The following is a 14,129-nucleotide window of genomic DNA, read 5'->3' as shown; positions in this document are numbered from 1 at the left end:
CACAGTGAAGGGCCACCTATCCCATGAAGCGGGCGGCGACCTCTCCGCTAAGATAACTGAAACGCCCTTGGCTCATCGTCGCACAAATGCGCCGCGTCGCGGGCTCCATCACGATCAAATCCGCGCGCTTACCGGGCGTCAAAACACCACGATCGTCAAGGCCCAGAATCCCCGCTGGTCCCGACGAGATCAGCCCCCAGGCCTCGGCCAGATCCATCACCCCGCCATCAGCCAGCAAAAAGGCCGCCCGCCGCATCGACGGATAGTGATAGTCCGAAGCAAGCGCCGTGCAGTACCCCATGGCCACCATTTCAAGCGCGCTGACATTGCCCTTGTGCGAGCCGCCCCGCACCACGTTGGGCGCCCCAAGGATCACCGGATCACCGCCCGCATGGGCGGCTTCCCCGGCCTCCAATGTCTCGGGAAACTCGGCAATCCGCGCGCCGCGCTCACGCCACGTATCCCTGTCCGCGTGGCTTCGGTCATCGTGGCTGCCCATGGCAACACCCTTGTCCCGCAAGCTGCGCGCCAGAGCATCCACCGCCGCTGGCACCTGATCCATCGCCGCATGCCAGGCCTGCAAATCCGCCAGGTGCTTTTCCGGGTTCTTGCCGATCCGCAAAGCCTGCCCCGTCAGGCGCGGGGGCCGCTTGCCCTTGGCCAATTCGTCATGCGGCAGGTGGTCATTGAACACCACGTAATCCACCCCATGCCGCAGGGCCAAAGCCTCGAAATCGCCGTAGGCATCCAGCATGCAAATCTCGAAGCGCAACTGCACCCGTAGGTCGGTCATCAAACTGCCGCGCACCTCGTCCAGCCCGATCAGAACCCGGCCCGCGAACTCCGGCCCGCGCATGCCCCCTTCCCAGCTATAGAACTGCGCCAGAACCGAGGTGCTGATCCCGTTGCTGGCAATCTCGGCCTCGGCTGCCACCAAGCCTTGATCCAGATCCTTCATCGCCCCGCGACGCGGGGCCAGATGCTTCTCGAAGGCATCACCATGGATATCCACGATCCCCGGCAGGATCATATAGCCACGCAAGTCCACCTCGCGGCCCACGGGCGCATCGGCAATCTGTCCGCCGGACAGGGCCAAAGGCCCCTCGGCCAAACCTTCGGGCAAAAGCACCTCTGCCCCCTGCAAAGTCAGGTCAATCGCTGTCACTCTGATCTCCCCAAATCAGGTCGCCAAGGTCCATGTCATGGTCGAACTTTCCGGTTTCCAGAAACTCGATCACCTGCCCGATGACCAGTGGATTATTCATCAGGAAGGTATGCGTCACCGGTAGGGTGATATGGTCGGCCATGCCCTCGATCTTGGTGGAGGCGACAGAAACCTTGCCATCGTCCGGCCCCTCGATCAGCGAAGAGAAATAGGGGTTGAGCGAACGGTCACCGGCGATCACTCCCAATTCAAAATCCACCGCTGGCAACTGCTCGGGCAACCCATCCTGCCCGGTCTCCAACTGCATCCCCGCCGGACCATTCAGCCATTCGAACAACTCCAGCCCGCCCAATTCATCCACCAGTTCCGAACCGTGGTTCGGCGGGGCCAGCATCACCACCCGGCCCATGTCGTCGGGCCGATTGTCGCGCAGCCAATAGCGCAACAGGATTCCGCCCATCGAATGCGTCACGAAATGAATCCGGCTTTCGCCACAAACCCGCACCGCGAAGGGCAACGTATCCTTGGCCAGTCGGTCGATATCCAACTCGGTCGAGGGGTAATCGGGCCGGAAGGTCGTGTATCCCTCGGCTTGCAAGGCCTCCTCCATCACAATGAACGAGGCATCGGTGCGCGCCAAACCATGCAGCAACACCACGCAATCGGCCATGGCCGGTACGGGCATTATCAAGGCAAGGCATGTCATAAAGGCTTTCATGCGCCTTGAGATAGGCCCATTCCGCCCGCTACAACAGGGGAAATCGCAAAGGATCACCCCCGAATGCCCATCCGCCTTGCCGCCCGCGCGGTTATCGTGCACGACAACCGCCTGCTTCTGGTCAATGCCTTTCCCGGGAATACCAGCGATCTGTGGTGTGCACCGGGCGGCGGGGTGGATCTTGGCCAATCCCTGCCCGACACCCTGATGCGCGAGGTGCATGAGGAATGCGGGTTGACCGTCGCCGTGGAAACCCCCTGTCTGGTCAATGAATTCCACAACCCCGATGATGCCTTTCACCAGGTCGAGGTGTTCTTTCGCTGCACTATCACCGACGGCGCGCTGTGCGACACATGGCAAGACCCCGAGGCCATCGTGACCCGCCGCCGCTTTGTTACCCGCGATGAAATGACGGGCCTGCGCTTCAAACCCGACAGCCTGCCGGATGTGGCCTTTGGCATGGCGGGCGAAATCGGCTACGATCCCTTGGAAAGACTGGTGAAATAAGATGAACAAGGCCTTTACCAAGGAAGAGGACGGCAGCAGCCCACAACGCCTGCCCGACCTGCCAATCAGTTCCCATCCCAATCACGTCACCCCGCGTGGCCTGCGCCTTTTGCAAGAGCGCAAGGCCGCACTTGATGCCGAGGTCACGCGCCTGCGCGAAAACCGCGATTACCTGCCCGATCCCTATCCCCTCTCTGTCGCCGAACGCGACCTGCGCTATGTCGAGGCGCGGCTGGCCTCCGCCATACTGGTGGAACCACCCCAAACCCCGCCCGAACACGTCAGTTTCGGCGCCACGGTCGAGGTTGAGGACGAAGACGGGCGCAAAGCCAAATACACCATCGTGGGCGAGGATGAGGCCGCGCCGGATCAGGGCTTGATCACTCATATCTCGCCCCTGGCCCGTGCGCTGCTTGAGGCCAAGGTGGGCGATATCGTCGAATGGCCCAAACCCACTGGCATCGTCGAACTGGAAGTCTTGTCGATCAGCTTTGACGCCGCCTGACGCGCGGCAGAACCGCAATCGCCACGCCCCCCAGCACCAGAACAGAGGCCAGCGTGAACCTTAACGTCAACGCCTCCCCCAAAAGCGCCATGCCGCCTGCCATGGCGATGACCGGCACCGTCAATTGCGCCACCGCCGCACTTGACGCCATCAGCCGCGGCAAAACCGTGTACCACAGGGCATAGCCCATCCCCGAGGTCACGGCCCCCGCCACAATAGCCAGTACCACGCCCCGCACATCCACCGTCAATTCGCCCTGTGTTGCGGGCACGATCAGGGCCAAGGCCCCAACCGGCGCGGCCCAGACGAAATTCGCCGCCGTGGATTGCAAGGCATCCGCCGCGCCGCGCCCAGACAGGGAATAGACGCCCCAAGCGATCCCCGCGATGGCCATCAACCCACCATGCAGCAGGCTCACCTGCGCCTCGCCCACGGGCCACAAGAGCCACGCCAGCCCCGCCATGGCCAGCGCCGCGCCAATCCAGCGCCGCAGGCTGACACCCTCCTTCGCGCGCACGGCCCAGGCAAACATGGTGATCTGCACCATGCCGAACAGGATCAACGCACCCAGCCCGGAATCCAGCGAGTTATACGCCCCGGTAAACCCGTACATGTAAACCAACAGCGCCAGCACCCCGGTCACACGCCCCGTCCCACCAAGCCGCAGATGTCCGCGCGTGACCAGACATAACACCGCCAAGGCCACGGCCCCCGAGACCAGTCGGATCACCCCGAAACTCGCCGCATCCATGCCACCCCCGACAAGCCCCGCCCGCGTCAGAACGGAATTCGCCGCAAAGGCCAGCATCGTCAGGGCAGTCAGAAGGAAAACGGGCATTATTGACCCTCAAAGTCTCAATTCACTCGCCCCTTGTGGCATATCCCCCAAGCTCCAGCCACGAAAAAGGGCGCCACCCGGGCGCCCTTTCCATCACGTTATCCTGATACGCTTACAGCGCGAGGTTCGGGATGATCTGCTTCTTGCGGCTCATGATGCCGGGCAGAACAACTGTGTCGCCTTCGACCGATGCATCAAAGCTCTTCTCGGCAACGGTTTTCACAACGTCATTCGGCACCAGAAGCGTCGCTTCCTCGTTCAGGATATCGACCACGAACAGCAGAACTTCGTCCACACCATCCTCAGACGCCACATCCTTCATCGACGCCATCAGGCTATCCTTGCGGTCCAGAACCATGCCCGGCGCCGTGGTTTCCAGAACGCTGACCCGGAACTTGGTGCCGCTCACTTCGTATTCCTTGCTGTCCATGCGGATCAGCTCGGCATCGGAAAACGCGCTGACGTCGGATTTGGCGGCAAACATCTCGGCGGCATAATCGCCAATGTTCACACCCAGATCGGCGGCCAGCTTGCTGGCGACCTCGCGGTCATGTGCGGTGGTGGTCGGGCTGCGGAATTCCAACGTGTCCGACAGGATGCAGGTCAGCGCCGCGCCTTTCATGGCGTCGGGCATCTTGGCGGCATCGTCCCCCATCAGGTCAACCATGATCGTCGCGGTGCAGGCCAAGGGGCGCACGGTGATGTCGATCGGGCCCTTGGTCTCCAAACCACCCACCAGCTTGTGATGGTCGATGATCGCCTGCACGTCGGCGTTGTTGATGTTCTCGGGCAGTTCTGCGGGGTTGTTGGTGTCCACGACGACACAGGCCTGCCCCTCGTCCACGTCCGAAATGATGCGCGGTTTGGGCAGGTCCCATTTCTTCAGCATGAAGGCCGCTTCGGTGTTGGGTTCGCCCAGCAAGACCGCCTCGGCATCACCGCCTTTGACGTCGTTGAGGTACCACGCCCATAGAATGGGCGACCCGGTGGAGTCGGTATCGGGGGATTTGTGGCCGAAAACAAGGGTGCTCATGTCACTGTCCTGTTCAATTGAATAAGGGTTGATTTGCGCGCCTTATAGGCGGCAAGGCACGGCTTGTCACCCGTCGCGGATGCGGCCATTTTGCCTAGATGGGAAAACCTGCCGAAACACAGCTCTATGCCCCGATCAAAGCATGGCTTGAAGCACTTGGCTATGAGGTCAAGTCCGAAGTCGGCCCCGCCGATGTCGTGGCCTGCCGGGAGGGCTGCGAGCCGGTGATCGTTGAGCTGAAGACCGGGTTTTCCCTGACCCTGCTGCAACAGGCCGTCAAACGGCAGGCCCTGAGCGAGCATATCTACGTCGCCGTTCCCCGCTGGAAGGGCCGGGCGGGCTGGCGTGCGTTCAAGGGAAACATGGGCCTCTGCCGCAGGCTGGGACTGGGCGTGCTGAGTGTCTCGTTGGAAACCGGCGCGGTCGAGGTGCACTGCGATCCCGCCCCCTATCAGCCGCGCAAATCACGCCCCCGCAAGGCCGCCCTGCTCAGGGAATTCGCCCTGCGCGAAGGCGACCCCAACGCAGGTGGCATGCGCGGCAAGATCATGACCGCCTACAAACAGGATGCCCTGCGCTGCGCCGCCTATCTGGCCGAGCAGGGACCATCCAAAGGCTCTGACGTGGCAAAATCCACGGGTGTTTCACGCGCCACCCGGATCATGGCCGACAACCACCATGGCTGGTTCTTCCGCGCGGCCCGCGGTGTCTATGCCGTGACCGACACCGGGGAGGAGGCCATCAAGGGCGCAACGGCAGCCGGGTAATCGTGAAGCCTTCGTCTTCCAGAAGCCGCAAAACACCTACCTCGCCGGGCAGATGTGCCGCACCGACGGCCGCAAACACTTTCTGATCCTGCGCTTGCTCCAGTAACCGTTCCACCCAGGAAAGATTGCGATCGGTCAGCATTTTTTGCTCGAACAGCGCGAAATCCTGCATCGCCGTATCGCCGCCAAGGTCCAGCGTCATCTTGCGCGAAAACGCCCATATCAGGGCCACCTTCTCCTGCAAGTATGTCTGCCGCAGGGTATAGGCCATGTCATCCGGACTGCCCGACCATGCAAAGAACATGCGGATCATGTCCAACTGGTCCTGCATCGGGAAGGAATCCATCATGGTCATCAGGGCCCGGTAGTCCTCCAGCGACCGCGACGGGTTGCCGATCTCGGCCGCGTAGTCACCGACCAGCATATCGATTCCCTTGCCCTCAAGCGCCCCGCTGCGCGCCTCGCACGGCCCGATGCCCAGCATCATCGCCGCCCATGTGGGCTTGAACTTGGCGGCAAAGAAGGGTGCAATCCCGCGCGCCCGCATTTCGGCGGCGAACAAGGCCCAATCCTCGTCCCCCAACAAATCCGGCAGGGTCGGCCCCTCCATGATGAACATGAGTGACGGATCGGCGGCCATCTCGCGCTCCATCTTCGCGCTATCCGAATTCGACACTTCAAGATAAACCCGGTCCGCCGCCTTGATATAGGGCCTCACGGCCTCCAGATGCGCCTGCGTTTTCTCATGCGGGAAGTGGTATGTCCCGAAAAAGGTGAGCTCGGTGTCACCGCGCACGGCCCGCCACAAAAGCCCCTCGGCAAAGGCTTGACTGCTGGCACGCTGAACAAGGGCCGCGTGTTCGGCCTCGGGCATGTCAGCAATAAGATCGGTGCCGTCGCAGCGCGCAAACCCCACATGGGGCAGCGCAAACACCAACAAAACCGCAAGAAACCGCACCATCGTCACCACCTCTGCCTGCCTCGGTTGGCCGATACGCTAGACCGCAACACACGAGGGCGCAATCGGCCAACAATTTTTTTGACCGCGATTGGTTGACTCGGGCCATACCGCTCCTTAGCTATGCGCCGTTAGCACTCGTACAGACTGAGTGCTAATGACCCCGCCCGGGGTCATTAGGGAGAAACTTTGAGCCAAGGAGCCAAAGACAATGGCATTTAAACCGCTGCATGACCGCGTACTGGTCCGCCGCGTCGAAAGCGAAGAGAAAACCGCTGGCGGCCTCATCATCCCCGACAGCGCCAAGGAAAAGCCGCAAGAAGGCGAAGTTGTCGCCGTGGGCTCAGGTGCCCGCAAAGACAGCGGCGAGCTGATCGAGATGGCCGTAAGCGCCGGTGACAAGGTTCTGTTCGGCAAATGGTCGGGCACCGAGATCACCCTCGACGGCGAAGAACTGCTGATCATGAAAGAAAGCGACATCCTCGGCGTTATCGCCTGATCGCTTCTCTTCTCTACCGCACAACGCAACAACAGATAGTCAGGAGAGACAGATATGTCTGCCAAGGACGTCAAGTTTGACACCGATGCCCGCAACAAGATGCTGCGCGGCGTCAACATTCTGGCCGATGCCGTCAAGGTGACGCTCGGCCCCAAAGGCCGTAACGTCGTTCTCGACAAATCCTTCGGCGCCCCCCGCATCACCAAGGACGGTGTTTCGGTCGCCAAGGAAATCGAACTGGAAGACAAGTTCGAGAACATGGGCGCGCAGATGGTCAAGGAAGTGGCCAGCCGCACCAACGACGAAGCCGGTGACGGCACCACCACCGCCACCGTTCTGGCTCAGGCCATCGTGAAAGAAGGCACCAAGGCCGTGGCCGCGGGCATGAACCCGATGGACCTCAAGCGCGGCATCGACCTTGCCACCGCCAAGGTCGTCGACGCCATCAAGAACGCCGCCCGCGAAGTCAAGGACAGCAGCGAAGTGGCACAAGTCGGCACCATCTCGGCCAACGGCGAAGCTGAAATCGGTCAGCAAATCGCGGACGCGATGCAGAAAGTCGGCAACGACGGCGTTATCACCGTCGAAGAAAACAAAGGCACCGAGACCGAAACCGACGTCGTCGAAGGCATGCAGTTCGACCGCGGTTACCTCTCGCCCTATTTCGTCACCAACTCCGACAAGATGATCGCCGAGCTGGACGACTGCCTGATCCTGCTGCACGAGAAGAAACTCTCGTCGCTGCAGCCGATGGTCCCGCTGCTCGAACAAGTGATCCAGAGCCAGAAACCGCTCCTGATCATCGCTGAAGACGTCGAAGGCGAAGCGCTGGCCACCCTCGTGGTGAACAAGCTGCGCGGCGGCCTGAAAATCGCGGCTGTCAAGGCACCGGGCTTCGGCGATCGCCGCAAGGCCATGCTGCAAGACATCGCGATCCTGACCGGCGGTCAAGTGATCAGCGAAGACCTCGGCATGAAGCTCGAGTCGGTCACCATGGACATGCTGGGTTCGGCCAAGAAAGTCTCGATCACCAAGGACGAAACCACCATCGTCGAAGGTGCAGGCGAAAAAGCCGAGATCGAAGCCCGCGTTGGCCAGATCCGCAACCAGATCGAGGAAACCACCTCGGACTACGACCGCGAAAAACTGCAAGAGCGTGTTGCCAAACTCGCTGGCGGTGTCGCAGTCATCCGCGTTGGCGGCATGACCGAAGTCGAAGTGAAAGAGCGTAAAGACCGCGTCGATGACGCGCTGAACGCCACCCGTGCCGCCGTTCAGGAAGGCATCGTTGTTGGCGGTGGTGTTGCTCTGGTCCAAGGCGCCAAGACCCTTGAGGGCCTGACCGGCGCGAACACCGACCAGAACAACGGTATCGCGATTGTCCGCAAGGCGCTCGAAGCGCCGCTGCGCCAGATCGCCGAGAACGCCGGTGTTGACGGGTCGGTCGTGGCTGGCAAGATCCGCGAAAGCGACGATCTGAAGTTCGGCTTCAACGCGCAAACCGAAGAATATGGCGACATGTTCAAATTCGGTGTCATCGACCCTGCCAAGGTGGTTCGCACCGCGCTGGAAGACGCAGCCTCGATCGCAGGTCTGCTGATCACCACCGAAGCGATGGTTGCCGACAAGCCGCAGAAAGAGGGCGCAGCCCCCGCTGGTGGCGGCATGCCCGACATGGGCGGCATGGGCGGCATGATGTAAGGTTTTTCGCCAAAGCGAAAAACCGTAAGGCAACAGGCGTTTGGCCAAGGCCAAACGCCGACAGCCTCAACATCGACACCCGCACGAAACACAAAGGGGCGCCCACCGGGCGCCCCTTTTTTCGTTCAAGGTCTGCCGCCCCCCCTCAGACGGCCCGCTTCGGCCGCACCACGTGAAATGACCCGTGCATATAGGCCAGGGGGGCTTCGCCCGCATTGGAAATCCCGGTGACCGCACCGATACAAATCTCGTGCGTGCCATGGCCCACCGTCCGCTCCAGCGAACAGGTAAAGGCCGTCGCCCGCGGCAGGATCGGGCCGAATTCCGTATCCGACACCTCCAGCCCGGCAAATCGGTTGGGCTGCTTCTCGTCATTGGCTCCGGCGAAACTCTGGGCGAGTTTGACCGCATCCTCGGGCAGGACATTCACGCAAAAAACGCCATTCTCGCGCACCGCTTTTGCAATCCGGCTGTCGTCTTTCAAACACACCAGAACCGATGGGGGGTCCGCCGATAATGACGTAAAGGCGCTCACGGTCGCACCGGCCCGGCCCGCCGGGCCGTCTGTCGTCACCACCGTCACGGTCGAGGCCACCTGCCGCATGGCATTGATAAAGGCATCCCGTGCCGCGCTCATTCTGTACCTTCCGAAATCATCATCCGTTGACCGTTCCGCTCTCGCTGGCATGACCCTGCCTGCGCGTCAATTATCCTTGTCCTGCGGTAAGATAGAAGATCACGGAAAAAAGGCCAACCTAGGGCGTAAATTCGCAACTGGAAATCCCACCGCCCGCCTGACATACCAAGGCCACATCTATCACAACCGGACAGGCCCCGACATGACACAAGTGATTTCCGCCCTTTCCGAGGTTTCAGACCGCTACGAGGCCCTCTTCGTCGATCTCTGGGGCTGCGTTCACAATGGTGTCAAGGCCCTGCCCGAGGCGGTCACGGCCCTTATCAAGTACCGCGAACAAGGCGGCGTCGTGATCCTCGTCACCAACTCTCCCCGCCCGCGCCACGGGGTCGAGAAACAACTAAAGACCTTCGGCGTGCCGGACGATTGCTGGGATTCCATCGCCACCTCGGGCGACAGCGCCCGCGCGGCCATGTTTCGTGGCGTGGTCGGGGAAAAAGTATTCTTCATCGGCGAAGACCGCGACAGCAAGTTCTTCGAGCCCCTGCGCCTGATCGAAAACCCGGCTAACATCCAATGCGTCCCCCTCGATCAGGCCGAGGGTATCGTTTGCACCGGCCCCTTCGATCCAACCGCCGACCCGTCCGAAATGCGCCCGCAGTTCCTTTATGCCAAGCAAAAGGGCCTGAAGCTTCTTTGTGCCAATCCCGATATTGTAGTGGACCGTGGCGATCACCGGGAATTCTGCGCCGGGGCGCTGGCACGGCTTTACACCGAGATGGGCGGCGAAAGCCTGTACTTTGGCAAACCGCACCCGCCGATCTACGACCTTTCCCGCCGCCGCCTCGCCGCACTTGGTCATGACATCGCCGACGATGCGATTCTCGCCATCGGCGACGGTATCCATACCGATATCGCCGGGGCCATGGGCGAGAACATCGATTCCCTGTTCATTTCCGGCGGCCTTGCGGCCAAGGAAACCAAAACGTCGCACCACCCCGACGAGGGCGCACTAAACGACTATCTGACAAAGGAAAAATCCAATCCGACCTATACGATCGGCCGCCTGCGATAAGAAAAAAGACCTTGATTTTCTGCGCTTGCAAAGTAATAAAGTTCCAAACATAGGTTCTTGGGTGTCGTAAAATTACCCAAGCGATCAATCCAGGAGGGTCGAATGTTGGACAACATGCCGCGCGGGACCATCACCATCGAAGAAATCGAGATGGGCATGACGCGCCACTTGCGCAAAGTCGTGACCGACGAGGATATCGAGATGTTCGCGCAGGTCTCGACCGACCGGAACCCGGTGCATCTTGATGACGATTATGCCCAGGACACAATCTTTGAAGGGCGCATCGCCCACGGCATGCTGACCGCTGGCCTGATCTCGGCGGTGATCGGCGAACAACTGCCCGGTCACGGCACCGTCTACATGGGTCAGACCCTCAAGTTCCTTGGCCCCGTGCGCCCAGGCGATAGCGTTCTGGCCGAGGTCGAGGTAATCGGCATCGACCACGGCAAACGCCGGGTGCAACTCGATTGCCGCTGCCTCGTGAATGGCAAGAAAGTCCTGATCGGCGAGGCCACCGTGCTCGCCCCCTCGGGCAAGTTCGACTAACCGCTATTTTCCGAACAGATCGCTCTGGCCCGCCGCTTTCGGCGGGGCAAGCCCCAGATGCCGCCAACCCCCCTGCGCCAGCATCCGGCCCCGCGGCGTGCGTTGGATAAGCCCCTGCTGCAACAGGAAGGGCTCAATCACCTCTTCCAGTGCATCACGGCTTTCCGATAGCGCCGCACTGATCGTTTCGATTCCGACCGGCCCACCCTGATACGCCTCGGCAATCAGACGCAGATAGCGCCGGTCGGCCCCATCCAGCCCAAGGTTGTCGACGCCCAACCGCGTCAGCGCGTCATCGGCCAGCGCCTTGGTGATCTTGCCATCGCCTTCGACCACGGCAAAATCCACCACCCGCCGCAACAGCCGTCCGGCAATCCGCGGTGTCCCGCGCGACCGCCGCGCAATCTCGCATGCGCCTTCGCTATCGGCAGGCGCCCCCATGCGTACGGCATTCCGGGTGACGATCTCGTGCAACTCCTCGACCGTGTAGAACTGCAACCGCGTCGGGATCCCGAAGCGGTCCCGCAAAGGCGTGGTCAACAGCCCCAAGCGCGTCGTCGCGCCCACCAACGTGAAAGGCTGCAATTCGATCCGCACGGTCCGCGCCGCTGGCCCTTCACCAATCACCAGATCCAGTTCGAAGTCCTCCATCGCAGGGTAAAGCACCTCCTCAACCACCGGGTTCAGGCGGTGAATCTCGTCGATGAACAACACGTCATTACGTTCCAGATTGGTCAGGATCGCCGCCAAATCCCCCGCCTTGGCCAGAACCGGCCCCGAGGTCATGCGAAACCCCACTCCCAACTCCTTCGACATGATCTGCGCCAAGGTCGTCTTGCCCAGACCGGGCGGCCCATGAAACAACGTGTGATCCATCGCCTCGCCCCGTTGTCGGGCCGACTGGATGAACACCTTCAGGTTCGCCCGCGCCTCTGCCTGCCCGATGAAGTCCTCCAACGCCTGCGGGCGCAGGCTCCGGTCGGCATCCTCGGGCAAGGGATCTGGGCGCAGGGTGGGGTCGGGCTGATCCATCACTTACCCCTTCGGCGCCAATAGCTTGAGCGCGGCACGGATCAACTCCGCCGTACTGGCCTCGGGCGCATCGCCCGCCGCCTGCGCCACGGCCCCCGCCGCCTCACCCGGCGCATAGCCCAGATTGCCAAGCGCCGACAGCGCCTCGGCCTGCGCCTGGCCCTTCGGGGCCGTCGCCGCAGGCGCGGGAACAGGGGCCGCCACCGGCTCAATCACATCTTCCACCTCGCCCACCGGGGCCTGTGCCGGGGCCGACCCCGCCGCGCCCATGGCCATGACCTCGGGCGCTTTATCCTTCAATTCATTGACCACGCGCTGCGCCGTTTTCGGGCCAATCCCCTTGGCCGCCTTCACCGCGTTCCAATCGCCCAGCGCAATCGCGCGCCCCACGCCATCCGGGCCCAGAGTGCCAAGAATGGCAAGCGAGGCCTTGGCCCCGACGCCCTGCACGCTCATCAACAACCGATGCCATTCCTTCTCGGCCAACGTGGTAAAGCCATAAAGCTGCAACAAATCCTCGCGCACCAACAGGTCCGTATAAAGCGCCACATGCTCTCCAACCCCCGGCAAGGCCTGCATCGTACGATCCGAGCAATACACAAGGTACCCAACCCCCTTCACGTCGATCAAAACATGATCCGTCGCGCGGTAATCGATCCGCCCTGCCAAACGCCCGATCATGCTCGCACCTCCACAAGGGTCTGCGACCGCGCGTGATGCGCATGGCAAATCGCAATCGCCAAGGCATCCGCCGCATCCGGCCCCGCCAGATCGACACCGGGCAGTTGCACCTTCACCATATGCGCCACCTGATCCTTGTTGGCATGACCAACCCCAACCACGGTTTTCTTCACCGTGTTGGGGGCATATTCCCCCACGGGCAAGTCATGTTGCGCAGGCACCAAAAGGGCGATACCCCGCGCCTGCCCCAGCTTCAGGGTGCTGGCCCCGTCCTTGTTGACAAAGGTCTGCTCCACCGCCGCCGCCTGCGGCTCATATGCAGCGAAAATTTCGGTCAGTTGAAGGTAAAGTGACAGCAAACGCTCCGACAAATCGCCCCCGGAAGACCGGCACACCCCGTTGGCCACATGGCTCAACCGGCTGCCCATCACATCGATCACGCCCCATCCAAGGTTACGCAATCCGGGATCAATTCCCAAAACCCGCATATCGCTGCCCTGCCTTTTGCTTTTTCAAACCGTTAGCACGAAACAAGAACAAACCCCAAGACAAAACCGGCGTGCGGTGAAAAACGCCTGATTTCCAAGCCATGCACAAACTGCATAAGGATTATGCAAAAAGACTAACTTGTGGGCAAAAGGCACTCCTCCTAAGTGGCCTATCAATGACGGAGACACCTCCGCCCCCCTGATATCATCGGATCGAAAAGGAGCCCCCCATGGCCGATCTCAGCATTACACGCCCGCACGCCGCCCCCACTGGGCTTATCGCATTTTTTGCGGCCTTCATCGCATGGAAAGACGCCCGCGCCACACGCAAGGCGCTTTCGGCCCTGACAGATCGCGAACTCGAAGACATCGGCCTGAACCGCGCCGACATCGATCGCGTGGCCAAAGCCTGCTAAATCATTTCGCCTGTCACATCATGCACGGGCGAAATATTCCGCATAAGTCGAAAACCGAAAAAGCCCTGCGTCGGGACCACCGCGCAGGGCTTTTTGTTTGGAGAGACACGAGAGGCGAAACCAGACACTCGTTAAGGAACCGTCAGGCGAAAAACCCGATCACTTGAGAAGAGGGCGCAGCTGCGTCGCGATTGTCTTTGTCACCACATCAGGCTGCATGACCAATCCGCCAGCCTGTTCCACGATCGTCCCCTCCATGAGGGCATCAACGCGTTGCTGATAGATCGTGCCGCCGATGTGGGCCATGATCATCCCCTTGAACACGAAAAACCCGACAACCAGATAGATGATCCCACGCAAAGACACACGACCGCGCGCACGACGATGTGGGCGGAAGATGATCAAGCCATCTTTCGTGACTTGGCTTTTATATCCACTTTCAAGGCGCGTTCTGCGTTTCGCGATCCCCTTGAGGCGCTTGTCGAACGCTTTGTATGACTTGGCAACATCACTCATGGCAATAGCCGTCCCGTTTGAACCGGCCCCCACCGTGTTCAAGTTCA

The 14,129-nt window shown here is 61.2% G+C and carries 18 protein-coding genes; 8 read left to right on the top strand and 10 right to left on the bottom strand.

Going from position 1 to position 14,129, the window contains the following annotated elements:
• Positions 1-16: 16 nt before the first annotated feature.
• Both FDP25_RS11640 and FDP25_RS11635 read right to left on the bottom strand, forming a co-directional pair.
• Positions 17-1,165, bottom strand: a complete 1,149-nt coding sequence (locus tag FDP25_RS11640) for an alpha-D-ribose 1-methylphosphonate 5-triphosphate diphosphatase (protein ID WP_343032032.1) — start codon at positions 1,163-1,165, stop codon at positions 17-19.
• Positions 1,152-1,883, bottom strand: coding sequence for an alpha/beta hydrolase (locus tag FDP25_RS11635; protein ID WP_246175824.1), 732 nt, complete (start codon positions 1,881-1,883; stop codon positions 1,152-1,154). The genes FDP25_RS11640 and FDP25_RS11635 overlap by 14 nt, the downstream gene beginning before the upstream one ends.
• A gap of 63 nt (positions 1,884-1,946) precedes the next feature.
• Between FDP25_RS11635 and FDP25_RS11630 the strand changes: the two genes are divergently transcribed.
• Both FDP25_RS11630 and FDP25_RS11625 read left to right on the top strand, forming a co-directional pair.
• Positions 1,947-2,390 (top strand): NUDIX domain-containing protein, encoded by a 444-nt coding sequence (locus FDP25_RS11630; RefSeq protein WP_154151892.1) that lies wholly within the window; start codon positions 1,947-1,949, stop codon positions 2,388-2,390.
• A gap of 1 nt (position 2,391) precedes the next feature.
• Entirely contained in the window at positions 2,392-2,895 is a 504-nt protein-coding gene (locus tag FDP25_RS11625) for a GreA/GreB family elongation factor (protein ID WP_154151890.1), read from the top strand.
• Here FDP25_RS11625 and FDP25_RS11620 read toward each other — a convergent pair.
• Together FDP25_RS11620 and FDP25_RS11615 are read right to left on the bottom strand one after the other, a co-directional pair.
• Positions 2,876-3,733 carry a DMT family transporter gene (locus FDP25_RS11620; protein ID WP_154151888.1) on the bottom strand — a complete coding sequence of 286 codons (858 nt, stop codon included), beginning with the start codon at positions 3,731-3,733 and terminating at the stop codon, positions 2,876-2,878. The two genes, FDP25_RS11625 and FDP25_RS11620, sit on opposite strands and share 20 nt — an antisense overlap.
• 112 nt (positions 3,734-3,845) lie before the next feature.
• Positions 3,846-4,766: a manganese-dependent inorganic pyrophosphatase gene (locus tag FDP25_RS11615; protein WP_154151886.1), complete on the bottom strand. Its 921-nt coding sequence runs from the start codon at positions 4,764-4,766 to the stop codon at positions 3,846-3,848.
• A gap of 98 nt (positions 4,767-4,864) precedes the next feature.
• Here FDP25_RS11615 and FDP25_RS11610 point away from each other — a divergent pair, with 98 nt between their 5' ends.
• Positions 4,865-5,533 (top strand): DUF2161 domain-containing phosphodiesterase, encoded by a 669-nt coding sequence (locus FDP25_RS11610; protein ID WP_154151884.1) that lies wholly within the window; start codon positions 4,865-4,867, stop codon positions 5,531-5,533.
• Here FDP25_RS11610 and FDP25_RS11605 read toward each other — a convergent pair.
• Positions 5,508-6,494: a TraB/GumN family protein gene (locus FDP25_RS11605; protein WP_154151882.1), complete on the bottom strand. Its 987-nt coding sequence runs from the start codon at positions 6,492-6,494 to the stop codon at positions 5,508-5,510. The genes FDP25_RS11610 and FDP25_RS11605 overlap by 26 nt on opposite strands.
• A gap of 208 nt (positions 6,495-6,702) precedes the next feature.
• On the opposite strand from FDP25_RS11605, the gene groES reads away from it, so the two are divergent.
• Together groES and groL are read left to right on the top strand one after the other, a co-directional pair.
• Positions 6,703-6,990: a co-chaperone GroES gene (gene groES, locus FDP25_RS11600; protein ID WP_154151880.1), complete on the top strand. Its 288-nt coding sequence runs from the start codon at positions 6,703-6,705 to the stop codon at positions 6,988-6,990.
• Between the two features lie 54 nt (positions 6,991-7,044).
• Entirely contained in the window at positions 7,045-8,691 is a 1,647-nt protein-coding gene (gene groL / locus FDP25_RS11595) for a chaperonin GroEL (RefSeq protein WP_154151878.1), read from the top strand.
• 145 nt (positions 8,692-8,836) lie between these two features.
• Here groL and FDP25_RS11590 read toward each other — a convergent pair whose 3' ends face one another.
• Positions 8,837-9,328: a flavin reductase family protein gene (locus FDP25_RS11590; RefSeq protein WP_154151876.1), complete on the bottom strand. Its 492-nt coding sequence runs from the start codon at positions 9,326-9,328 to the stop codon at positions 8,837-8,839.
• A 202-nt stretch (positions 9,329-9,530) separates the two neighbouring features.
• On the opposite strand from FDP25_RS11590, the gene FDP25_RS11585 reads away from it, so the two are divergent.
• Together FDP25_RS11585 and FDP25_RS11580 are read left to right on the top strand one after the other, a co-directional pair.
• Entirely contained in the window at positions 9,531-10,403 is an 873-nt protein-coding gene (locus FDP25_RS11585) for a TIGR01459 family HAD-type hydrolase (protein ID WP_154151873.1), read from the top strand.
• 102 nt (positions 10,404-10,505) lie between these two features.
• Positions 10,506-10,949 (top strand): MaoC family dehydratase, encoded by a 444-nt coding sequence (locus FDP25_RS11580; protein WP_154151871.1) that lies wholly within the window; start codon positions 10,506-10,508, stop codon positions 10,947-10,949.
• A gap of 3 nt (positions 10,950-10,952) precedes the next feature.
• Here FDP25_RS11580 and ruvB read toward each other — a convergent pair whose 3' ends face one another.
• From ruvB to ruvC, 3 genes are read right to left on the bottom strand one after another with little or no spacing between them, the layout of a single operon-like run.
• Positions 10,953-11,981, bottom strand: a complete 1,029-nt coding sequence (gene ruvB, locus FDP25_RS11575) for a Holliday junction branch migration DNA helicase RuvB (protein ID WP_154151869.1) — start codon at positions 11,979-11,981, stop codon at positions 10,953-10,955.
• Positions 11,982-11,984: 3 nt separating this feature from the next.
• A complete protein-coding gene (gene ruvA / locus FDP25_RS11570) occupies positions 11,985-12,662 on the bottom strand; it encodes a Holliday junction branch migration protein RuvA (protein WP_154151867.1) in 678 nt (225 codons plus the stop codon).
• Complete coding sequence (gene ruvC / locus FDP25_RS11565) at positions 12,659-13,150, bottom strand: crossover junction endodeoxyribonuclease RuvC (protein WP_154151865.1); 492 nt, start codon at positions 13,148-13,150, stop codon at positions 12,659-12,661. Before ruvC ends, ruvA begins: the two co-directional genes overlap by 4 nt.
• A gap of 230 nt (positions 13,151-13,380) precedes the next feature.
• Between ruvC and FDP25_RS11560 the strand changes: the two genes are divergently transcribed.
• A complete protein-coding gene (locus tag FDP25_RS11560; RefSeq protein ID WP_154151863.1) occupies positions 13,381-13,566 on the top strand; it encodes a DUF1127 domain-containing protein in 186 nt (61 codons plus the stop codon).
• Positions 13,567-13,725: 159 nt separating this feature from the next.
• On the opposite strand, the gene FDP25_RS11555 is transcribed toward FDP25_RS11560, so the two are convergent.
• On the bottom strand, positions 13,726-14,082 hold the full coding sequence (locus FDP25_RS11555; RefSeq protein ID WP_154151861.1) for a hypothetical protein: 357 nt from the start codon (positions 14,080-14,082) through the stop codon (positions 13,726-13,728).
• Positions 14,083-14,129: the final 47 nt, after the last annotated feature.

The sequence above is a fragment of the Roseovarius bejariae genome, from assembly GCF_009669325.1.
GTDB classification, from domain to species: Bacteria; Pseudomonadota; Alphaproteobacteria; order Rhodobacterales; family Rhodobacteraceae; genus Roseovarius; species Roseovarius bejariae.
This window is presented reverse-complemented; position numbering and strand designations above follow the sequence as displayed.